At 70.9% G+C, this 21,695-nt stretch carries 18 protein-coding genes and 1 pseudogene; 1 reads left to right on the plus strand and 18 read right to left on the minus strand.

The window, feature by feature from the left end; translation table 11 throughout:
- Window positions 1–32 precede the first annotated feature (32 nt).
- Entirely contained in the window at window positions 33–860 is an 828-nt protein-coding gene (locus OP04_RS22785; RefSeq protein WP_033341805.1) for a peptidylprolyl isomerase, read from the plus strand.
- Window positions 861–1,943: 1,083 nt separating this feature from the next.
- Here OP04_RS22785 and OP04_RS22790 read toward each other — a convergent pair.
- The 18 genes and pseudogenes from OP04_RS22790 to OP04_RS22875 form a co-directional block, all read right to left on the minus strand.
- The gene (locus tag OP04_RS22790; RefSeq protein ID WP_408606777.1) at window positions 1,944–4,343 is read right to left on the minus strand and encodes a RelA/SpoT family protein; all 2,400 of its coding nucleotides are present in this window, start codon (window positions 4,341–4,343) and stop codon (window positions 1,944–1,946) included.
- A gap of 290 nt (window positions 4,344–4,633) precedes the next feature.
- Entirely contained in the window at window positions 4,634–5,194 is a 561-nt protein-coding gene (locus OP04_RS22795) for an adenine phosphoribosyltransferase (RefSeq protein ID WP_157240188.1), read from the minus strand.
- Between the two features lie 112 nt (window positions 5,195–5,306).
- On the minus strand, window positions 5,307–6,464 hold the full coding sequence (gene secF / locus OP04_RS22800; RefSeq protein WP_033341806.1) for a protein translocase subunit SecF: 1,158 nt from the start codon (window positions 6,462–6,464) through the stop codon (window positions 5,307–5,309).
- Window position 6,465: 1 nt separating this feature from the next.
- Window positions 6,466–8,427: a protein translocase subunit SecD gene (gene secD, locus OP04_RS22805; protein ID WP_198153938.1), complete on the minus strand. Its 1,962-nt coding sequence runs from the start codon at window positions 8,425–8,427 to the stop codon at window positions 6,466–6,468.
- A gap of 258 nt (window positions 8,428–8,685) precedes the next feature.
- Window positions 8,686–8,952: pseudogene (yajC, locus tag OP04_RS22810) on the minus strand (preprotein translocase subunit YajC); the annotation flags it as partial.
- Window positions 8,953–9,240: 288 nt separating this feature from the next.
- On the minus strand, window positions 9,241–10,293 hold the full coding sequence (gene ruvB / locus OP04_RS22815) for a Holliday junction branch migration DNA helicase RuvB (protein WP_033341808.1): 1,053 nt from the start codon (window positions 10,291–10,293) through the stop codon (window positions 9,241–9,243).
- Window positions 10,290–10,892 carry a Holliday junction branch migration protein RuvA gene (gene ruvA, locus OP04_RS22820; protein ID WP_033341809.1) on the minus strand — a complete coding sequence of 201 codons (603 nt, stop codon included), beginning with the start codon at window positions 10,890–10,892 and terminating at the stop codon, window positions 10,290–10,292. The genes ruvB and ruvA overlap by 4 nt, the downstream gene beginning before the upstream one ends.
- Window positions 10,889–11,464: a crossover junction endodeoxyribonuclease RuvC gene (gene ruvC, locus OP04_RS22825; RefSeq protein ID WP_033341810.1), complete on the minus strand. Its 576-nt coding sequence runs from the start codon at window positions 11,462–11,464 to the stop codon at window positions 10,889–10,891. Before ruvC ends, ruvA begins: the two co-directional genes overlap by 4 nt.
- 93 nt (window positions 11,465–11,557) lie before the next feature.
- On the minus strand, window positions 11,558–12,175 hold the full coding sequence (locus tag OP04_RS22830; protein ID WP_033341811.1) for a TetR/AcrR family transcriptional regulator: 618 nt from the start codon (window positions 12,173–12,175) through the stop codon (window positions 11,558–11,560).
- A gap of 125 nt (window positions 12,176–12,300) precedes the next feature.
- Window positions 12,301–13,899, minus strand: a complete 1,599-nt coding sequence (locus OP04_RS22835; protein WP_033341812.1) for an MFS transporter — start codon at window positions 13,897–13,899, stop codon at window positions 12,301–12,303.
- 107 nt (window positions 13,900–14,006) lie between these two features.
- Window positions 14,007–15,095, minus strand: a complete 1,089-nt coding sequence (locus tag OP04_RS22840; protein WP_157240190.1) for a DUF1996 domain-containing protein — start codon at window positions 15,093–15,095, stop codon at window positions 14,007–14,009.
- Window positions 15,096–15,221: 126 nt separating this feature from the next.
- Window positions 15,222–15,878 carry a response regulator gene (locus tag OP04_RS22845; protein WP_033341813.1) on the minus strand — a complete coding sequence of 219 codons (657 nt, stop codon included), beginning with the start codon at window positions 15,876–15,878 and terminating at the stop codon, window positions 15,222–15,224.
- Between the two features lie 112 nt (window positions 15,879–15,990).
- Complete coding sequence (locus OP04_RS49990) at window positions 15,991–17,169, minus strand: sensor histidine kinase (RefSeq protein ID WP_051798700.1); 1,179 nt, start codon at window positions 17,167–17,169, stop codon at window positions 15,991–15,993.
- A 91-nt stretch (window positions 17,170–17,260) separates the two neighbouring features.
- Window positions 17,261–17,980 (minus strand): hypothetical protein, encoded by a 720-nt coding sequence (locus OP04_RS22855; protein WP_033341814.1) that lies wholly within the window; start codon window positions 17,978–17,980, stop codon window positions 17,261–17,263.
- Window positions 17,981–18,279: 299 nt separating this feature from the next.
- Window positions 18,280–19,035 carry a YebC/PmpR family DNA-binding transcriptional regulator gene (locus OP04_RS22860; protein WP_033341815.1) on the minus strand — a complete coding sequence of 252 codons (756 nt, stop codon included), beginning with the start codon at window positions 19,033–19,035 and terminating at the stop codon, window positions 18,280–18,282.
- A gap of 26 nt (window positions 19,036–19,061) precedes the next feature.
- Window positions 19,062–19,706, minus strand: coding sequence for a pyridoxal 5'-phosphate synthase glutaminase subunit PdxT (pdxT, locus tag OP04_RS22865; protein ID WP_232323698.1), 645 nt, complete (start codon window positions 19,704–19,706; stop codon window positions 19,062–19,064).
- Complete coding sequence (gene pdxS, locus OP04_RS22870) at window positions 19,703–20,608, minus strand: pyridoxal 5'-phosphate synthase lyase subunit PdxS (RefSeq protein ID WP_033341816.1); 906 nt, start codon at window positions 20,606–20,608, stop codon at window positions 19,703–19,705. Before pdxS ends, pdxT begins: the two co-directional genes overlap by 4 nt.
- 475 nt (window positions 20,609–21,083) lie before the next feature.
- Window positions 21,084–21,692, minus strand: coding sequence for a hypothetical protein (locus tag OP04_RS22875; protein WP_033341817.1), 609 nt, complete (start codon window positions 21,690–21,692; stop codon window positions 21,084–21,086).
- Window positions 21,693–21,695 lie beyond the last annotated feature (3 nt).

Below are 21,695 nucleotides of genomic sequence, written 5' to 3' on the forward strand. Positions count from 1 at the left end.
CGCTGCCAGCACTTTTCACCAGGAGGAAGACCGTGTCGTCCATCAAGGAGCGGCAGCAGCGCGCCGCAGCACGGGCCCGCCTCGAGCGGGACATGGCCGCACGCAGGGAGGCCGCCGCCCGCAAGCGCAAGAACACGTGGATCGCGGTCTCCGCGACCGCGGCGGTCCTGATCGTGGCGGCCGGCGTGGCGATCGCGGTCACCGTCCTGCGTGACGACGACTCGGACACCACCGCGGCCCCGGTCGCCGACACCACGGTCTGCAACTGGACCGCCGCGCCGGACCAGGGGCAGGGCACCACGGTCGACGTGGGCATGCCGCCGGCCAGCGCGTCCAACGTCGGCAAGTCGGTCATGACCGTCACGACGAACTTCGGCGCGGTCGACGTCACGATGGACAAGACGAAGTCGCCGTGTGCGATCGAGTCGTTCACGTTCCTGGCCGGCAAGCAGTTCTTCGACGGCACCAAGTGCCACCGGATGTTCCCGGGCATGCTGCAGTGCGGCGACCCGAGCGCCAAGGGTGACGGCTACCGCGAGACGGACGGCACCGGCGGCCCGGCGTACCGGTACAGCAACGAGTACCTGCCGACGACGGACCTGCCTGCGTACCCGGCGGGCGTGGTGGCGCTGGCCAACAGCGGCCAGGACGGCACGAACGGCAGCCAGTTCTTCTTCATCTACGAGGACGTGGAACTGTCCCCGGACTACACGATCATCGGCAAGGTGACGCCGGCCGGCCTCGAGGTGCTGAAGAAGGCGACCGAGGCGGGCCACGACGGCGCGTTCGACCCGAACCCCGGCGGCGGCCACCCGAAGAACGACATCAACATCCAGACGGTGGCCGTCGCCGCCGCCTGACCCGTCAGTCAACTCCCGGCCCTCGTCGCACTCGCGGCGGGGGCCGGTTGTCACTCATCCCCCGGCTCCCGGCTCCCGGCTCCCGGCTCCCGGCTCCCGGCTCCCGGCTCCCGGCTCCCGGCTCCCGGCTCCCGGCTCCCGGCTCCGAATTATGCGGTATCTCGCCCGAAATTTCGACATATAGCATTCCTTTTTTGACCGGCCATAGCCTCCCTAGATCCAAACTGCCTTGTGTCGGTATCCGCATGCATTCGCCTGTCGCGACGTGGCAAGACCCCGTACCGCACCGATAAAGGATCATTGAGTGCCGCAAAAACCAGGTCAACTAGGCTCAGCGACCTGGTTTTTGCGGCACTCAATGATCCTCTGCGGCCTGAGGACGCGGTGGATCTTGTCGCAATCGAAGACCGCGGTGCCTTTATCAGCAAATTTCACCTTTGAGGGCGACCGACAGCGGAGGTCGCGGCGCCCCCAGCCGCCGCGCAGGTATCGGTCGCCGGTGACGAAACCCATGGCGGCGGTCTTGACCGCCCGCTGCCCCTACGGCGCGGGAGCTTGGCGCCCGAAATTTCGGCTTTTAGTGCCCCGCAGACCCGGCAAGACGCCGGGCAACGGATCTGGCCGGACAGGATTCGACCATCACTGGTCGCCCTTATGCGGAAATTTCGGGCACGAGAAACGAGGCGGTCAGAGGCACCAACGTCACCCGGGCCGTCGCGATCGGAACTGCCGTGACCAAGGCCGCCGCGACCGGAACTACCGTCACCAGGCCGCCGCGACCGGAACTACCGTCACCAGGCCGCCGCGACCGGAACTACCGTCACCAGGCCGCCGCGACCGGAACTACCGTCACCAGGCCGTTCGCGGCCGAGACGACCACCGCGACCAGACCCACCCTGACCGAAACCACCGAGAACCAGGACCGCCACGCACGGCCGCGGCCGGAGCCGCCACCGTGGCGTGTGGGAGTTGCCGTGAGCGGTCAGCCGCCCCGGCGGGAAGGTGACCACCCACGGGCCCGAGGCCCGCGGGAGCACGCGGAAGGTGACCAGGCCGGAAGCGGGAAAATCAAAGGTTTTCTGGTCAGGCACCGGAGGTGACGCGGTAGGCGTCGAAGACGCCGTCGACCTTGCGGACCGCGGCCAGCAGGTGGCCGAGGTGCTTGGGGTCGGCCATCTCGAAGCTGAAGCGGCTGACGGCCACCCGGTCGCGCGTGGTCGTGACGGTCGCGGAGAGGATGTTGACGCGCTCGTCGGAGAGGACGCGGGTGACGTCGGCCAGCAGCTTGTGCCGGTCGAGCGCCTCGACCTGGATGGCGACCAGGAACGTGGACGCGCTGGTCGGCTTCCACGTGACGATGACGATCCGGTCCTCCTGGACCTTCAGGTCTTCCGCGTTGGCGCAGTCGTCGCGGTGGACGCTGACGCCGCCGGAGCGGGTGACGAAGCCGAAGACGGCGTCGCCGGGGACCGGCGTGCAGCAGCGGGCGAGCTTGATCCAGACGTCGGAGACGCCGCGGACCTCGACGCCGGGGTCGTGCGAGGTGGTGCGGGCCCTCGGCGGGCGGGTCGGGACGGCGGTCTCGGCGATGTCCTCGACCGCGCCCTCCTCGCCGCCGTAGCCGGCCACGAGGCGCTGGACCACGGACTGCGCGGAGACCTGATTTTCCCCGACGGCCGCGTAGAGCGCGGAGACGTCGGCCAGGTGCAGGTCGCGGGCGATGGCGAGCAGCGCGTCGGAGGTGAGCAGGCGCTGGAGCGGGAGGCCCTGCTTGCGCATGGCCTTGACCATGGCCTCCTTGCCGGCCTCGATCGCCTCCTCGCGGCGCTCCTTGTTGAAGTACTGCCGGATCTTGGTACGCGCACGCGGCGACTTGACGAAGCCGAGCCAGTCCTGCGACGGGCCGGCGGAGTCGGACTTCGACGTGAAGATCTCGATCACGTCGCCGTTGGAGAGCGTGGACTCCAGCGGCACCAGTTTGCCGTTGACGCGCGCACCGATGCACTTGTGCCCGACCTCGGTGTGCACGGCGTAGGCGAAGTCGACCGGCGTCGAGCCGGTGGGCAGCGGGATGACGTCGCCCTTGGGCGTGAAGACGTAGACCTCCTGGCTGGAGAGGTCGAACCGGAGCGCGTCCAGGAACTCGGACGGGTCGCTCGCCTCGCGCTGCCAGTCGAGCAGCTGCCGGAGCCAGGTCATCTCGTCGATGTGCGCGGGCGGGCCGACGACGGTCGCGCCCTTCTGCTCCTTGTACTTCCAGTGGGCGGCGATGCCGAACTCGGCGGTGCGATGCATCGCGTACGTCCGGATCTGCATCTCGACCGGCTTGCCGGACGGGCCGATCACGGTCGTGTGCAGCGACTGGTACATGTTGAACTTCGGCATGGCGATGTAGTCCTTGAACCGGCCCGGGACGGGCTGCCAGTTCGCGTGGATCACGCCGAGGGCCGCGTAGCAGTCGCGCACGGTGTCCACCAGGATGCGCACGCCGACCAGGTCGTAGATGTCGTTGAAGTCCCGGCCCCGCACGATCATCTTCTGGTAGATCGAGTACAGGTGCTTGGGGCGGCCGGTCGTCTCGGCCTTGATCTTCGCGGACTTGAGGTCCACCTGGACCTTCTGCGTCACCTGTCGCAGCAGCGTGTCGCGCTGCGGCTGGTGCTCGCCGATCAGCCGGTTGATCTCCTCGAACCGCTTGGGGAACAGGAACCCGAACGACAGGTCCTCCAGCTCCCACTTGATCGTGTTCATACCCAGCCGGTGGGCCAGCGGGGCGAGGATCTCCAGCGTCTCCTTCGCCTTCTGCTCCTGCTTCGCGCGCGGGAGGAAGGTGAGCGTGCGCATGTTGTGCAGCCGGTCCGCCAGCTTGATGACCAGGACGCGCGGGTCCTTCGCCATCGCCACGACCATCTTGCGGATCGTCTCCGCCTTGGCCGCGTCGCCGAGCTTGACCTTGTCGAGCTTCGTGACGCCGTCGACCAGCAGCGCGACCTCGCCGCCGAAATCCGCCTTCATGGTCTCGAGGCTGTAGTCGGTGTCCTCGATCGTGTCGTGCAGCAGCGCCGCGACCAGCGTGGTCGTGTCCATCCCCAGGTTCGCCAGGATGGTGGCGACGGCGAGCGGGTGCGTGATGTAGGGGTCGCCGGACTTCCGGTACTGCCCCAGGTGCCACTTGGCGGCCATGTCGAACGCGCGCTGCAGCAGCCGCACATCCGCCTTCGGGTGGGAGGCGCGGTGGATCGAGATCAGCGGCTCCAGCACCTCCGCCACCTGCGGGGTCTGCCAGGGCGCGTTGAACCGGGCCAGGCGGGCGCGCACGCGGCGGCCGGACGCCACACCGGTCAGGAAGGTGGGGTCCTCCTGCTCGTCGCCGGCCGCGAACTGGTCGGCCACGCTGGTGGCGCCGGGGAACGGCAGCACCACGCCCTCGCCGTCATCCGTCGGATGGGTCGCCGGGGGCTCGGGCTGGTCGAGATCGTTCATCGGGGGCTCCGGCACCCGCTCGGCCTCGACGGCCGAGACGATGTCCGGAAGCCGCTCCACCTCGTTCGTCGCCACCGCGCCCTCATCCGAAGCCTCGCCCGGAGGGGCGATGTGACTGGACATAGCCTCTCCCGCCGTTCTACAGGCTCTGACCGTATCCGCCCGGTCCATCCGCGCGCTACCTGGGCGTCACGTCCCGCGCGGGCCCGAACGCCAATCCTACCCGTCCGGCCAGCGGGGACACCCTACGCTCGGCCATCCCGATCCGGGACGCCGCACGCAAGGTGGTGTCAGACCGTCAAAAGCGCATCAACGGTACGACCCGGAAGCCGCTGGCGGCCCTCCAGGAACGACAGCTCCAGCAGCACGGTGAAGCCTGCGACGGTGCCGCCGGCCTTCTCCACCAGGTCCACCGTCGCCTTCGCGGTGCCGCCGGTGGCCAGCACGTCGTCGACGATCAGCACGCGCTGACCGGCCACGAACGCGTCCTCGTGCACCTCCAGCGTGGCCTCGCCGTACTCCAGCGCGTAGGACTCCGCGTGCACCTTGCGGGGCAGCTTGCCGGCCTTGCGGATCGGGACCACGCCGACGCCGGTCGCGTAGGCCAGCGCCGCCGCGATCACGAAGCCGCGCGCCTCCACGCCGACGACCACGTCGAACGAATCCGGCCCGTAGTGGGCCGCGATCGCGTCGATGGTCTCCTTGAAGACCAGGCCGTCCGAGAAGAGCGGCATCAGGTCCTTGAAGAGGATGCCGGGCTTCGGAAAGTCCGGCACGTCGAGCGTGCGGCTCGCGACCAGCGCGGCCACGTCGGCACCGAGATCACCGGTGAGGGGAGGGGTCGAGGTCACCGTGCCATTCTTCGCGACCTCACCCGCACGCACCACACCGGGGGTTCGCTCGGGAATGACGAGGGCCCGTCCGGCTGTCTGCCGGACGGGCCCTCAACCGCGTGTTACCGGGTCAGCGGCGCTTGGTGCCGGCCTGACCGGGGCGGCCGCCGCGGTTGCCCGCGTTCGGCCGCTTGGTGGTGGGCCGGGCGCCGACGCGCGGCGTGGAACCGGCCAGCGCGTGGTCCGAGTCGGAGAACTCCGGCTCGGCACCGCCCGTCTCGGCCGCGCGGTTGGCCAGCGACTGACGGCGGGCCAGCACCCGCTGGTTGTGCACCTTGATCCGCGGCTCGTAGTTCTTCAGCCAGACCAGCACCGGCGTGGCGAAGAACAGCGAGGAGTAGATCGCCAGCGCCATGCCCACGAACAGCACCAGACCCAGGTCCTCCAGCGTGCGCGCGCCGAACACGCCGGCGCCGATGAAGAGCAGGCCGCCGACCGGCAGCAGCGCCACCAGCGAGGTGTTGATCGAGCGCATCAGCGTCTGGTTGATCGCCAGGTTCGACGCCTCGGCGTAGGTCTGGCCGCTGCCCGCGGTGATGCTCCTGGTGTTCTCCTGGACCTTGTCGAAGACCACGACCACGTCGTACAGCGCGTAGCCGAGAATCGTCAGGAAGCCGATGACCGTCGACGGCGAGACCTCGAAGCCGACGATCGAGTAGACGCCCGCGGTCAGGATCAGGTCGAGGATCAGCGAGACGACGGCCGCGACCGCCATCCGCCACTCGAACCGGATCACCAGGTAGAGCGAGACGACCGCGACGAAGACCAGCAGCGCCAGGACCGCGCGGTCCGTGACCGAGCGGCCCCAGGCACCGGACACGTTGCTGCCGGAGATCGTGGCCGGGTCCGCACTGAGCGTCTTCGCGACCGAATCCTTGATCGTGACCGAGTCCGCCGAGGAGACCTCGCCGGTCTTGACCAGGATCGATCCGGTGGCGTCGTCACCGACCTGCTGCGCGGACTCGACCTTGACGTCCGCCGCGTTCACGGCCTCGAGGCCCTTGGCCACCGCGTCCGACACCTGGTCGATCGTGCGGCCCGCGGCCGGCACCGTGAACTCGGTGCCGCCGGTGAACTCGATGCCGAGCGTGAAGCCGCGCAGCGCGAAGCTGCCGAGCGCGATCAGGACGCCGACCAGCGCGACCGTGAACCACATCTTGCGGCGGCCGATGATGTTGAGGCCGGCGTCGCCCCGGTAGAGGCGACTGGCAAGACCTTCCTTGGCCATGTCAGGCCTCCTTCACGCGCGACGAGCGCGGCTTGACGGTGGTGTCGGCGACGGTCGGCTTCTGGGCCACGACCCGGCCCAGACCGCTGACGCGCGGCGACAGGAACGCCCGGGTCCGGGCGAACATGGTCATCACCGGGTGGCGGAACAGGAACACGACCACCAGGTCGAGCACCGTGGCCAGACCCAGCGCGAACGCGAAGCCCTTCACCTGGCCGACCGAGACGATGTAGAGCACCACCGCGGCCATCAGCGAGATCGCGTTGGCCGAGATGATCGTGCGGCGGGCGCGGGTCCAGGCCCGGCCGACCGCGCTGCGCGGGCTGCGGCCCTCGCGGATCTCGTCCTTCAACCGCTCGAAGTAGATGATGAAGGAGTCGGCCGCGACACCGAGCGACACGATGAAGCCCGCGATGCCGGCGAGCGTCAGCGTGAAGCCGATCTGCCGGCCGAGCACGACCAGGGCGCCGTAGGTGAGCAGCGCCGAGAGGATCAGGCTCAGGAAGATCACGGTGCCGAGCAGGCGGTAGTAGAAGAACGCGTAGATCGCGACCAGGAGCATGCCGAGACCGGCCGCGAGCAGACCGGCCCGCAGCTGCTCCGCACCGAGCGTGGCGGACACGTTCTGCGCCTCGTCGGCGACGAAGGTCAGCGGCAGCGCGCCGTAGCGCAGCTTCGACGCCAGCTCGTTCGCGGACGCGCTGGTGAAGCTGCCGGTGATCTGCGAGTCGCCGGTGAGCACGGCCTGGATCTCCGGGGAGGAGATGACCTGGTTGTCCAGCACCACCGCGACGCGGCAGCGGCTGCCGTCGCCGAGCGCGGTCTGGTCACACGCGGAGCCCTCGTTGTTGTAGGCCTCGCGGGTCAGCGCGGTCCACTTCTTCTGGCCCTCGCTGGTGAAGTCCAGGCTGACCACCCAGTCGCCGCGCTGCTGGTCGAGCACGCCGCTGGCGCTGCCGACGTCGGTGCCGAGCACCTTCGCCACGTCCAGCAGGTACTTCCCGCCGGACTCACAGGCCACGGCCTGCTTGCTCTCGTCGACGATCGAGCCGGGCTTGCGCGCGTCCAGCATCGCGCAGGTGATCTGCGGGACGTTGAACTGCATGGCCGGGTCGAGCGCCCAGACCTCTTTCTCCGGGTCCAGCGTGCTGAACGGCTCCAGCGTGGTCGCCAGCGTCGGGTCGGTGGCCAGGTCCGCGACCGTGGTCAGGCCGGTGGCGGCCGCCCAGGCCGCGTCGCCGACCTTCTTCTGGATCTCGGTGCGGATCGCGGCCACGTCCGTGCTGACCGGAGCCGGCGTCGCGGAGGCACCCGCGCTCGGCGTCGCGGTCGCGGACGGCGCGGCGGACGCGGTCGGCGTCGGGGTGGGCGTGGCGGTCGCCTGCGCGCCACCGCCCTGGCCACCGGTGCCGCCACCCGTGCCACCGCTGGGGGTCGGGCTCGACGTCACCGCGGCCCCGCCGGACGGGCTGGCACCCGCGGACGGGCTGGCGCCGGGCGACGCGGACGCGTCCGGCGCGGGCTCGGCGGAGACGCTGGGCTGCGGCGCGACACCGGCGCCGTTCGTGGCCTTCAGCACCTTCCGGAAGCGCAGCTGAGCGGCGTCGCCGACCTGCTTGAGGTCGTCGCGGTTCTCACCGGCCAGCGAGATGACGATGTTCCGGTTACCCTCCACCACCACCTCGGCCTCGGAGACGCCGAGCGCGTTGACCCGGCTCTCGATGATCTGTCGGGCCTCTTCGAGCTGCTCCGCCGGCGGATCCGATCCGTCCATGGTGGTCGCCGTGTACGTGACCCGGGTGCCACCGATCAGGTCCAGGCCCAGCTTGGGCTCCAGACGCTCGGCGAGGCTCGACTTGCCGGGAACACCGACGAAGAAGACCATGAGGAAGAGGACGACGAAGATCAGGCCGAGCACGGCAAGTTGCCGCCCGGGGCGCATCTGTCCCTGAGGTGGTGCCACGGCTGTTGAGTTCCTTTACGGGCCTGGTGGCCGCCGTGTGGGGCGGCTTGGGTGGAGCGCCGACGCGAACCGGCGAGGAGCGTGATGGTGCACGAGACACGCCCGGAAACGGGAGCACCTCGCGCGATTATCCAACAACTTCAATGACCCCTTGGGAAGGGGTCACTCCTTGACAACGTCCTTGCTGTCCAGTGAGGCACGCTTCGTCTCGACGACGGTGTCGTCCACGGTCTCGACGGGCACGGCCGGCTCGTCCGTCTTCGCGACGTCCGCATCCTCGGTCCGGGTGACGACGCGCGCGATCGCCGGGCGCGCGAAGCGCAGGAACACCTCGGGGTGGGCCTCGATGGTGACCGTGTCGTCGTCGTGACCGGCCACGACGCCGTGCAGGCCGCCGATGGTGACGACCTCGTCACCGATGCCGAGCTCGCTCTGCATGCGCTCGGCGTCCTTGCGGCGCTTCTGCTGCGGGCGGATCATCATGAAATACATGAGGCCCATCAGACCGGCCATCATCAGGATCATCGTGAGGCCGCCGCCGGAGCCGCCGCTCGCAGCCTGTGCGTAAGAATTTTCTAACACGCTGAGACCTTCCAGCTGGTCCGCCTGAAAAGCCGCCTAGCGCAGGCGGGGAGGCAGATTAATGTCTATCGGATCGCGGCGAGTGTAGCCCCTGTGACTGAAAACTCGATGCAGGGGCGTGCACTCTGTTGATCCGCAGTTACTGAGCAATTTTCAACCTGGCGAGCAGGTGAGAGCCGGGCTCGAGTCGACGGTCCGGGCGCACACGAGCCGGGGCAGGTTGAAAAAGACTCACTCTCCACCACGAGAAAACAAATCCGGCTGACCGGGGAGTATCGGGCCCGGCGGCGTCTTGCCGAGGTGACGCCAGGCGGCCTCGGTCGCGACCCGGCCGCGCGGCGTGCGGGCCAGCAGACCGGCCCGCACCAGGAACGGCTCACACACCTCCTCGACCGTGTCCGGCTGCTCACCCACGGCCACGGCCAGCGTCGACAGGCCCACCGGGCCGCCGCGGAACGACGTCACGAGCGCATGCACGACCGCCTTGTCCAGCCGGTCCAGGCCGAGGTCGTCGACGTCGTAGACCTTGAGCGCGGCCTTGGCCACGTCGTGGGTGACCACGCCGTCCGCGCGCACCTCCGCGAAGTCGCGCACGCGGCGCAGCAGCCGGTTCGCGATGCGGGGCGTGCCCCGGGAACGACGGGCGATCTCGGCCGCGCCGTCGTCCGTGATCGGGACGCCGAAGATGCCGGCCGAGCGGCGGATCAGCGCCTCCAGGTCGTCGGGATCGTAGAAGTCCAGGTGCGCGACGAAGCCGAATCTGTCCCGCATCGGGCCGGTCAGCAGGCCGGACCGGGTGGTGGCGCCGACCAGCGTGAACGGCTCCACGTCGAGCGGGATCGCGGTCGCGCCCGGCCCCTTGCCGACGATCACGTCGACCCGGAAGTCCTCCATCGCGCTGTAGAGCAGTTCCTCGGCCGGGCGCGCGATGCGGTGGATCTCGTCGATGAACAGGACGTCGCCCTCGGAGAGGCTGGTGAGGATCGCGGCCAGGTCGCCGGACCGCTCGATCACCGGGCCGCTGGTGGTACGGATACCGACGCCCAGTTCGGCCGCGACGATGTTCGCCAGCGTGGTCTTGCCGAGGCCGGGCGGGCCGGAGAGCAGGATGTGGTCCGGCGGGGCGCCGCGGCCGAGCGCGCCCTTGAGCAGCAGGTCGAGCTGGTCGCGCACGCGGTGCTGCGCGATGAACTCCTCCAGCCGCTTCGGCCGGACGCTGATCTCGGCCTCGTGCTCCAGCGGCGAGGCGTAGGCGGAGACGACGCCGTCGTCGCCGTCGTTCATCGGGTCTTACCGAGCAGGCGGATCGCCTGCTTGAGCAGCTGGGGCACGGGCGGGGTGGGGCCGTCGATGCTCTCCGCGACCAGGGCCACGGCCTGGTCGGCCTGGCTCTGCGTCCAGCCGAGGCCGGTCAGCGCCTGCCCGACCTGGCTCTGCCAGGCGCCGGAATGCGGGCCGGTGACGCCGTCCGCGCCGATCGGCAGCGGGCCGATCTTGTCGCGCAGCTCCAGCACCAGGCGCTCCGCGCCCTTCTTGCCGATGCCGGGCACGCGGGTGAGCGTGGCGGTGTCGCCGCCGCCGATCGCCTTGCGCAGCACCTCCGGCGTGTGGACGGCGAGCGCGGCCTGAGCCAGGCGCGGTCCCACGCCGGTCGCGGTCTGCAGCAGCTCGAAGAGGTATTTCTCGTCGTCGTCGGCGAAGCCGAAGAGCGTGAGCGAGTCCTCCCGGACCACCAGCGAGGTGGCGAGCCGGGCCTCCTCGCCGAGGCGCAGGCCACCGAGCGTGTTCGGGCTGCACTGGACGGCCATGCCGACGCCGCCGACCTCGATCACGGCGGTCTGCGGCGCGACGGCCAGCACCTTCCCCCGGACGCTGGCGATCATCGTGGGCCTCCTCGTTGGCGTACCCGTGCGGCTTGCTGAATTTTGCTCTTCTGCACCGCGGCCTCGACCTTCGCCGCGGCGGCGGCCACCCGCGCCTTGGTGCCGCCACGCCAGATGTGGCAGATGGCGAGCGCGAGCGCGTCCGCCGCGTCGGCGGGTTTCGGCGGCGCGTCCAGCCGGAGCAGGCGCTGGACCATGGTGATCATCTGCGCCTTGTCCGCGGTGCCGGAGCCGGTGATGGCGGCCTTGACCTCACTCGGCGTATATGTCTCGACGGTGATGCCGCGGCGCGCGCCGGAGAGCACAGCGACGGCGCTGGCCTGCGCGGTGCCCATCACGGTGCGCACGTTGTGCTGGGCGAAGACGCGCTCGACCGCGACGCTCTCCGGCTCGTATCGCCCGACGAGCGCGTTCAGCTCGGTCTCCAGGCGCAGCAGCCGCTGCGGCAGCGGGTCGTCGGCGTCGGTGCGGACCACGTGGTACGCCACCAGCGTGCACGGGCGGCCGGGCACACCCTCGACGACGCCGACGCCGCATCTGGTCAGCCCCGGGTCGATGCCGAGCACCCGCACGCGCCCACCCCTCCCCGAGTCCGGCCGCACATCTGTTCGACACCTTAGCGGTGCCACGGTCCGGCCTCGCGAGCGACACTCGGGCGCACGACGTCAGGCCCGGATCGACCGCATCACATGATCGACGATCTGTTCGGGGAGGGTCTCGTCGCCGTCGAAGCGGGGGCTCCAGCGCAGCAGCTTCTGCATCAGGATCGGGCCGGTGATCGCGAGCATGGTCAGCTCGATGTCCAGGTCCGCGCGCAGCTCGCCGCGCGCGACGCCGCGGGTCAGCACGTCGCGCATCACCTGGCGGCGGGGCTCGACTATCTGCTGGTACGCCGCGTACTGCTCCGGGCTGCGCATCGCCTCCGGCATCAGGCAGGGCATGATCTTCGCGGCCCGCGGGTCCTTGCTGTGCCCGATCGCACGCGCCAGGACCAGCAGATCCTCCCGCACGTCGCCGGTGTCCGGCAGCGGGGGCGCGGCCTTCAGCCGGGTGAGCGCGTCGCGCAGCAGCGCGTCCTTGCCGGCCCAGCGTCGGTAGATGGTGGCCTTGCCGACGCCGGCCCGGCTCGCGATCGCCTCGATGGCGAGCGCCTCGATGCTGCTGCCCTCGGCCAGCAGGTCGAGCGCGGCCTCGATGATCGCCTCATCCGCGCGGTTGCTCCGTGGACGGCCCGGCGCACGCGGCTCGGGCGATCGCGGGACGTCCGGCGCGGTGAGTGTCATGGGGCCATTCTCCTTGATCTTGTTTTCGTCGGCCAGCGCCAGTCCCTGCGCGGCTCCTTGATACGCGCGACGCCTGGACCGCGGGGTCTCCCCCGTGCGCGGCCCAGGCGTCGTCGTCACCGGCGTTACCGGTCCGCGTCCACCAGCGCCGGGTCTCCCCCGGCCTCGGCGACCTCCTCGCGGGCCCGCTCGACCGCGGTCTCCGGCGCGTGCGTCGGACGGCCGGGCAGCCAGGTCAGCGAGACCAGCGCGCCGATCAGCACGATCACGGCCGCGCCGAGCGCGGACGCGTGCATCGCGTTCACGAACGCGCTGTTCGCGGCCGTGACGAGCGCGCCGCCCTGCGGACCGGCCTGGGCCGCCACCGCGTACGCCCCGGCGATCGACTCGGACGCGGCCTCGCGGGCCGCGTCCGGCAGGCCGGTGAGCGCGTCGCCGACCTGGGAACGGTAGACCGCGGCGAGCACGGAGCCGAGCACCGCGATGCCGAGCGCGGCCGCGACCTGCCGGATCGTGTTGCTGATCGCGGAGCCGACCCCGGCCCGCTCGCGCGGCAGCGTCGACATGATCGCCTCCATGGCCGGCGGCATGATGTTGGCCATGCCGGTGCCCTGGACGAAGAAGAGCGCGGCGACCACCCAGATCGGCGTGTCCACGCCGACCGTCATGAAGCCGATCAGCGAGAGGCCGACCAGCACCAGGCCGGTGACGGAGACGGCCTTGCCGCCGAACCGGTGCACCATCGCGGCGCTGCGCGGGGCGAACGCCAGCTGCGCCACCGCGAACGGCAGGAGCAGCAGACCGGTCTGCAGCGGCGTGTAGCCCCGCACCAGCTGGAGGTAGAACGCCATGAAGAAGAACGTGCCCATGCTGGCGAAGAACGTCAGGCCGATGGACGCGATCGAGGCGGAGAACTGGCCGTTGCGGAACAGCTTCACGTCCAGCGACGGGAACTCGTACTTCCGCTCCCAGGCGATGAAGCCGGCCAGCACGGCCACGCCGGCCACGATGAACGCCCACACGGCGGGCTGGTCGAACCCGTTCTCGCCGCCGTCGATGATGCCGTAGACCAGCGAGGTCAGGCCGACCACGGAGAGCAGCACGCCGAGCAGGTCGATCCTGCCCGGGTGCGGGTTGCGCGACTCCGGGACCAGCACCGCGATCAGCACCATGCCGAGCACCACGATCGGGACGTTGATCAGGAACACCGAGCCCCACCAGAAGTGCTCCAGCAGGAAGCCGCCGAGGATCGGGCCGATCGCGACGGCGAGGCCGACCGAGCCGGACCAGAGGCCGATCGCCTTGGCGCGCTCGCGCGGGTCGAAGACGACCGAGATGATCGAGAGGGTGACCGGCATGATCGCGGCGCCGCCCAGACCCATGAGCGCGCGCATCGCGATCAGCTGCTCCGGGTTCTGCGCGTAGGCGGACGCGAGCGAGCTGAGGCCGAAGATGGCCAGGCCGACCATCAGGAAGCGCTTGCGCCCCCAGCGGTCGCCGAGGATGCCGAAGCTGAACAGCAGCGCGGCGAAGACCAGCGTGTACGAGTTGACGGCCCATTCGAGCTGGGCCTGCGTGGCGCCGAGGCCCTCGTCCGGGTCCGCGAGCACGCGGATCGCCACGTTGAGGATGGTGTTGTCGAGCACCACGACGAGCAGGCTGATCACGAGGACGCCGAGAATGGCCCAGCGCCGCGGGTGACCGGTGTTGGTCTGCGGATCCATCCGCGTCCCCCCAAGGACTGAATAACGATACGGAACGGTCCCGTATCCCATCGGCGAGACTACACCGTTGCGATACGAGACCGTTCCGTATTTTTACGTGTCCCCGATCACGGCTTGTGCTGGTCGTACCCCACCCCGTTGCACTGCCGCCCGCCGTTCACGCAGTGCGTGATGACCTCGGCCTGCCGCGCCGGGTCCCACCCGTTCATGAAGTCGTAGTGGAACGTGTTCGGTGCGCCGGACGCCAGCGACAACCCCTTGGTCACGCCGCCGGCCAGTTTGTACGGCACCTTCATCTCGAACATCGGCAGCGGCACCGGGTGGCTCGCCGGGCAGACGCCCCGCACCGGCCACGCCATGTGCGACTTGTGGTCCGCGGTGTCCAGGTGCTTGCCGTCCCAGCAGCTCGGCGCCTTGTACCGGACGATCAGCGACGACCCGTCCGGGCACGACGCCGGGATCTCCGGGCCGGTGCTGCCGCCACAGCTCCACGTCCCCTGGAACGCCTCGCCGGCCGGCGCCTTCGCGTTGCCCACCAGCAGCCGGAAGCCCGCCGGGAACGGCTGCACCGTGCGGTAGTCGTCCACGCCCGACTTGTAGTAGACCGTCACCGTCTGCGGCGTCAGCGACGTGCCGTTCTGGATCAGCGACGGGAACCAGTAGGACGAGCCGTCCTTCGGGTCCTGGCACGACGTCCTGCCGCCGATCAGCTTCTCCGGCGTGGTCGACGCGTCCGTGATCGGGTTGCCGACGAACGTGTGCTCGTGCGACGCGCCGGGCAGCCCCGGGAAGACGATCGGGTCGTCCGTGCGCCGGTGCGTCATCGTGCAGTTCGCCGCCACCTCGCGGTACTGCGCCTGCGGCGGCTTGTCAGTGAACGTCGGCACGGTCACCGGCGTGGTCACGACGGCCCCCGTCGGTGCAGGGCTGGGCGCGGCCGACGGGGACCCGGACGGTCCCGCGCTGCTCGGCGCCGTCGAGGGGGTGGCACTGCCGGGCGCGCACGGCGGCATCGTCACGCCGGCCTGCGCCACCTGCCCCTCGAACTGCGCGTACTCCGACGGCAGGCAGGTCGGCAGCACCAGCGCGGGCGCGGACGATCCGTCCGCGGTCGGCACGGTGGTCACGGAACAGGCGCTCGCGGCCAGCGCGAGCGCGACCATCGGCACCAGGCGGCTCAGGCGTGGGAGATTCACGGCTTCCTTCCGGCAAACGGGTCATCAGGGTCAAACCCATCAGTGGGTACGCCCGAAAGCACGCTAAATCCGGCCGGGCCCAATGTCCTGAGCCGAAAGTCCCAGTCGGCGCCATGGGCCGTGGCCCTAGCGGCCGGTCCAGCGCAGCACGGCCTCGGTCCGGTTGCGCGCGCCCAGCTTCGCGAAGACCGCGTGCAGGTGGTTCTTCACGGTCTTCTCCGTCAGGCCGAGCCGGCCAGCGATCACCACGTTCGCCAGGCCCTCGGCCACCAGGTCCAGGACCTCCTGCTCGCGGCGGGTCAAACCGTACCGCCGCTGGGTTTCCCTGTGCCGCTCGTCGGCACGTGCCCCGGCCTCGGCCGCCTCCTGCGCGCTCCGCAACGCCTCCGCCGCCACCATCGCGGCGGACGGCGACAGCCAGCTCCGCCCGGACGCCACCACGGTCACGGCGCGGACCAGCTCGGCCGGGTCGAAATCGCCGTGCACCAGGTAGCCACGGGCGCCGCCGCGCAGCATCTCGCGTACCACCGAGTCGCTGTCGTCGCTGGTCAGGGCCAGGACCGAGGTCAGCCGCGCCATCTCGGCCACGATCGACAGCCCGTCCGCGACCGGCATGCGGTAGTCGAGCAGCGTCACGTGCGGTCTCAGGCGTCGCGCGGCGGCCAGCGCGGCCCTACCGTCCCCGGCCTCGCCCACGACCAGCGCGACGCCGGACGCGTCCAGGTGGAGGCGCATCGCGTCCCGGACGGTCGCGTTGTCGTCGACCAGCAGCACCCGGATCATCCGGCGATCCCTGCCCGTGTCATCGCGGCCGTGCCCGGTCTGATGACGACCCGCACCGCCGATGGAATCGCGACCACCCCCGCCGGTGGCACGGCGCCGGACCCGGCCGGCATCACCGGGTGGTCCCCGCGCGGACGCGGAGCAGCGTGCCCTGGCCCGGGACCGAGCGGACCTCGACCTCGCCGCCGACGCCGGTCGCCCGCTCGTAGACGCCGACCAGGCCGAGGTGGCCGGCAGCGCGTAACTCGTCCAGGCCGCCGGCGGTGAAGCCGATGCCGTCGTCGGTCACGGTCAGCTCGACCTCGCCGGGGTGCGCGGTGACCTGCACCCAGACGCGGGACGCGCGGGCGTGGCGCTCCACGTTGGCCAGGCCCTCGCGCAGGATGCGGAGCAGCTCGTAGCGGGTCTCCAAGGGCGGGTCCACGTCGTCGACGCTGAGCCGGACCGGCGTGCCGGTGCGCTGCTCCCAGTCCCGGCAGGCGCGCGCCACGCCGACGCTGAAGTCCTGGCCCGGGTCGTCCGCGCGCAGGCCCTCCATCAGCTCGCGCGCCTCCCGCGCCGCGACCTCGGCGCCGCGGGACACCGTGTCCGCGAGTTGCTCCGCGAGCGCGGGGTGGCGGCGCAGCGACTGCGGCAGCGCGACCGCGGCGAACGAGACGCCGCGCAGCGTCTTCGCCACCGAGTCGTGCAGCTCGCGGGCCAGCCGGGTCCGCTCGGACGCGGCCGCGGAACGCTGCGCGGACGCGACCACGGCCACGGTCAGCTCGACATAGCGGACCAGCGCGGCGGTCGCGATCGTCGCGCCGACGCCGGCCAGCAGGCCGAGCACCGGGAACGCGGCGACGAACGCGGTCACCTCGGGCGACGGGCGGCTCTGCCGGAGCAGCACCGCGGCGGCGGCGAAACCGAGCCCTGCCTGGGCTACCCAGAGCGGCAGCGCGCGCATGCCGAGCAGCGCGCCGGCCAGCGCGGCGGCACCGGCGGAGTAGCAGAAGAACGCCATGCCGCCGCGGCTGAGCGCCAGCACACCGCCGGCCACCAGCAGGTCCGCGAGCACGGCCGGCCACGGGTGCCGGACCAGCGCCTCCGGACGCCGGGTGAGCGCCGCGACCTGTACCGCGGTCGTGGCCACCACCAGCGCGATCACGGCCGGGACCCGCCACCGTTCCTCGACCAGCAGCAGCCCGGCCGCGGCCGCGGTGACGGTCACGACCGCGCGGCCGAGCAGCACGGCTCGCGCGATCGCGGCGGGCGCGACCAGCTGACCGCCGTTGCGCAGAGGCCCGTTCACCGCACGACCACTCCCCGCGGAGCCGCGCCACGCGGCATCGTTCTTCCCGCAGGACTGCGGCTCGCGGGACCAGTCGTCGCGGAGGCGGTGCTCATGGCGTGGTGAACGCGACGTCGTCGATGAAGAAGCGGTAGGCGTTCGGGACCGCCTCGGTGGCGATCTCCAGGTCGATGCGGCGGATCGGGCCGCCGCCGGGGAGCAGGTCCGCGACCGGGACCGTGAACGAGACCCACTCGTCGACCGGCGCGTTCAGCGTGGCCGGGCGATCATGGGAGAACTCCGTGGTCGGGGAGAGCGCGAGCCGGGCGACCGTGCCGTGCAGCCGGCCGCCGTAGATCCGCAGCGTGAGCCGGGCGCCGTCCGGCACGGTGAACGGCTCGGACGCGATCAGCGAGACGGAGGCGGTCTTCTCCTTGGGCTCGACCCGCAGCGCCACGATGTCGGTCCCGGGAACCAGGCCGGCCGGGACGACCTTCACGCCGACGCCTTCGGCGGTCCAGCCGGAGCCGAGCGCGGTGGTGTAGACCGCGCAGGCCGGACGGGGTGAGGCGCCGCCGGTCACGCATGCGGCAGGACCGGGGCTCGGCGACGCGGACGGGCTCGCACTCGGGCTCTGTGCGGCGGCGGGGCTCGGGCTCGGCGTCGGGTCCGCGGACGGCGAGCCCGCCGGAGACTGTGCCGCCGCAACCGGTTGCGTGGGCTCGTCGGACGGTGCGATCAACGGCGGTACGGCGATCGTCACCACGCCGACCGCGACCGCGAGGGCGGCATATCGGCCCCACCGGATCCCGGACGCCGCCTCTGCCTGCACGCCTCTTGCCGCCTCACCGCTCGCGCCACCACCGGCACAGGCCCGCGCCGGGTCAAGCGGGATCTTAGCGGCCACGGCCACGATCTGCCGAGAGAGCCTTTTCCGGCAGGTCAGCAGCCTGCCGACGATCGTCCTCGGGCACCTGCCGGGGGCCACAACCGGCCCGCACGATCGTCCATGCCCTCGCGGGCCGAGGCCACCCGGGTCGTCCCGGGCCGAACGCGGTCCTCCCCGAGCGGCTTCCAGGCCCGAACCATCCCTTCCCCCGCGCAGGCGCGCCGGGGAAGGGATGGGACCGGCTACGCGTCGACCGCGGCCATGACCTCGTCGGAGATGTCGAAGTTGCCGAAGACGTTCTGGACGTCGTCGCAGTCCTCGAGCACGTCGATCAGCTTGAAGATCTTGCGGGCACCCTCCTCGTCGAGCGGCACGTTCACCGATGCGACGAAGCTGGAGTCGGCCGAGTCGTACTCGATCTTGTTGTCCGTGAGCGCGGCGCGCACGCCGGGCATGTCGGTCGGCTCGGAGACGATCTCGAACGCCTCGCCCAGGTCGTTGACCTCTTCGGCGCCGGCGTCGATCACGTACATGAGCAGGTCGTCCTCGGTGAGGCCGTCCGCCTTCGGGACGATCACGACACCCTTGCGGGAGAACATGTACGCCACCGAGCCCGCGTCCGCCATGTTGCCGCCGTTGCGGGTCAGCGCGGTGCGGACCTCGGTCGCGGCCCGGTTCCGGTTGTCGGTCAGGCACTCGATCAGCAGCGCCACGCCGCTCGGGCCGTAGCCCTCGTACATGATCGTCTGCCAGTCCGCGCCGCCGGCTTCCAGACCGGAGCCGCGCTTGACCGCGCGGTCGATGTTGTCGTTCGGCACCGAGCTCTTCTTCGCCTTCTGGATGGCGTCGAAGAGCGTCGGGTTGCCGGACGGGTCGCCGCCACCGGTGCGGGCGGCGACCTCGACGTTCTTGATCAGCTTGGCGAACATCTTGCCACGCTTGGCATCGATGACGGCCTTCTTGTGCTTGGTGGTTGCCCACTTGGAGTGGCCGGACATCACATGCCTCCCGTAGTCGCGTCTGTCTAGCTCACGCCCGCCCGCGCCATCTCGACGCCGTGCGAGCCACTTTGTCTCACAAGCTCGACAAAGTACTCGTGCACCCGGAGATCACCCGTGAGTTCCGGGTGGAAGGCGGTGGCGAGCAGGTGCCCCTGCCGAACCGCAACAATCCTACCGGCGGCCGCGCCGGACGTGACGCGGCCCAGCACCTGTGCTTCCGGACCGACCTCCTCGACCCACGGCGCGCGGATGAAGACCGCGTGGAACGGGGCCCCGTCGATGCCGTCGATGCCGACCGGGGCCTCGAACGAGTCGACCTGCCGGCCGAACGCGTTGCGACGCACGATCATGTCGATCCCGCCGAACGGCGGCCGGTCCTCGCGCCCGTCCAGCACGGTCCCGGCCAGCAGGATCATGCCGGCGCACGACCCGTACACCGGCATGCCGCCGTTGATCCGTTTTTTGATCGGCTCGAAGAGCCCGAACTCGATCGCCAGGTTCGAGATGGTCGTGGACTCGCCACCCGGGATGACCAGGGCGTCGACCGAGTCCAGCTCCGAGGGGCGGCGGACCGGGCGGGCGAGCGCGTCGCACTCGGCCAGCGCGGACAGGTGCTCGCGGACGTCCCCCTGGAGCGCGAGGACGCCGATCGTCAGGTCCCTGTTCACCAGCCCCGCTCCTGCAGGCGGTGCGGCACCGGGATGTCGTCGACGTTGATGCCGACCATGGCCTCGCCGAGACCGCGGGAGACCTTCGCGATCACGTCCGGGTCGTCGTAGAACGTGGTGGCCTTGACGACCGCGGCCGCGCGCTGGGCCGGGTTGCCGGACTTGAAGATGCCGGAACCGACGAACACGCCCTCCGCGCCGAGCTGCATCATCATCGCGGCGTCGGCCGGCGTGGCGATGCCGCCCGCGGTGAACAGCACCACCGGGAGCTTGCCGGTCTCGGCGACCTCCTTGACCAGCTCGTACGGCGCCTGCAGCTCCTTGGCCGCCACGTACAGCTCGTCCTCGGGCAGGCTGGTCAGCCGCTTGATCTCGCCGCGAATCCTCCGCATGTGCGTGGTCGCGTTGGAGACGTCGCCGGTGCCGGCCTCACCCTTGGACCGGATCATGGCGGCGCCCTCGGTGATCCGGCGCAGCGCCTCGCCCAGGTTGGTCGCGCCGCACACGAACGGCACCGTGTACTGCCACTTGTCGATGTGGTTCGCGTAGTCGGCCGGCGTCAGCACCTCGGACTCGTCGATGTAGTCCACGCCCAGCGCCTGCAGCACCTGCGCCTCGACGAAGTGCCCGATCCGGACCTTCGCCATGACCGGGATCGACACGGTCGCGATGATGCTCTCGATCATGTCCGGGTCACTCATCCGCGACACGCCGCCCTGCGCCCGGATGTCGGCCGGCACGCGCTCCAGCGCCATGACCGCCACCGCGCCGGCGTCCTCCGCGATCTTCGCCTGCTCGGCCGTGACCACATCCATGATCACGCCGCCCTTGAGCATCTCGGCCATGCCCCGCTTCACACGGGCACTACCGACAACGGGCTGACCTGGGTTTTCATCGGACACGGGACGCTCCTCGGACGTGGGGCCGGACCAGCCGAATGCTACGCGCGAGCGGTTGCCCCACCGACGTCCAATCCGCCCCCCGGTGGCCTTCACCGCCGACTCCAAATCAAGATCCAGTTCATGTTCCCGCTTCCGGCGTGGTCCGGCAGCGTTGCTCCCGCGGGCAAACCTCGCCGTCCGCCAAGACTCCGCCGGCGCTCCGCTTCGGCGGGAGTGCGCCGGGGCGGGGCGTGCGGGTTTTGGTGGAAGCCGGTGTGGCGCGGGAGCGGAAGGGAGGAGCGCCGGCGACGACCGGTGCCCGCGGGAGCATGCGGACCCCGGCCACCGCGAAGTGGGAAAATGAACTGGATCTTGATCGTTGGTCTGGCCGGGTTACGGCGTCAGCGCCGGTCCGGACGCGATGGACGGGCACTCCGCGCCCGACATTTCGGTATGTAGCGCCCCGGCGAGCAGGTGGAGATCTTGCCGGCGGCTCTCAGGAGATCGCGTGCGGGGTCTGCGTGTCCTGGGGCGTGATCTGGCGCGGGGGCTCGGTCAGCGACGGGGTGAGCGTGGGCTCGTCGATGTCGAAGTAGCGGGGGCGGTCGTGGCCGCGGGCCATGCCGAGCAGGCGGACCAGCGGGCGGTCCCGGTTGATCAGCGCGTCGCGGACTGAGTCGGTGAAGACCTGCCGGGCCAGGGCGACGCGGCGGCTGGCGGCGATCACCGGCCCGGCCTCGGGGAGGCCGGCGGTCTGCGGCAGGCGGCGCAGCTGGCGGGTCAGGTCGTTCTCCGCGGCCTCGCGCTCGCCGGAGTCGGCGCCGAGGCCGAAGTCCGCGTCCGAGGAGAGCGGGTCGCCGTGCTTGACCAGCGAGGAGCCGGCGTCGAGCGCGATGCGGGCGGCCGCGTAGAGCTCGACCACGTCCAGCTGCTCGGCCAGCACGGCGGCGGCCGCGGCGCGGCGGAGCAGGTGGGCGTCGAGCGCGGCGGCGGCGGACTCGGCGCGGGCGTGCAGGCGTTCGACGCGGCGCTCGGTCCAGATGAGATAGAGGACGAAGAGCATGACCGATACGGCTATGCCCGCCCACCACCACATGCTGGGCATCGT

The sequence above is a fragment of the Catenuloplanes japonicus genome (assembly GCF_000717135.1).
GTDB lineage: Bacteria > Actinomycetota > Actinomycetes > Mycobacteriales > Micromonosporaceae > Catenuloplanes > Catenuloplanes japonicus.

Excerpts from the sequence above, each read along its gene's own strand:
- OP04_RS22845 (WP_033341813.1), bottom strand. The coding sequence starts at position 15,878 with ATGATCCGGGTGCTGCTGGTCGACGACAACGCGACCGTCCGGGACGCG.
- OP04_RS22860 (WP_033341815.1), bottom strand. The coding sequence starts at position 19,035 with ATGTCCGGCCACTCCAAGTGGGCAACCACCAAGCACAAGAAGGCCGTC.
- OP04_RS22830 (WP_033341811.1), bottom strand. The coding sequence starts at position 12,175 with ATGACACTCACCGCGCCGGACGTCCCGCGATCGCCCGAGCCGCGTGCG.
- OP04_RS22790 (WP_408606777.1), bottom strand. The coding sequence starts at position 4,343 with ATGAACGATCTCGACCAGCCCGAGCCCCCGGCGACCCATCCGACGGAT.
- OP04_RS22835 (WP_033341812.1), bottom strand. The coding sequence starts at position 13,899 with ATGGATCCGCAGACCAACACCGGTCACCCGCGGCGCTGGGCCATTCTC.
- ruvA (WP_033341809.1), bottom strand. The coding sequence starts at position 10,892 with ATGATCGCCAGCGTCCGGGGGAAGGTGCTGGCCGTCGCGCCGCAGACC.
- secF (WP_033341806.1), bottom strand. The coding sequence starts at position 6,464 with ATGGCCAAGGAAGGTCTTGCCAGTCGCCTCTACCGGGGCGACGCCGGC.
- OP04_RS22875 (WP_033341817.1), bottom strand. The coding sequence starts at position 21,692 with ATGCCCAGCATGTGGTGGTGGGCGGGCATAGCCGTATCGGTCATGCTC.
- ruvB (WP_033341808.1), bottom strand. The coding sequence starts at position 10,293 with ATGAACGACGGCGACGACGGCGTCGTCTCCGCCTACGCCTCGCCGCTG.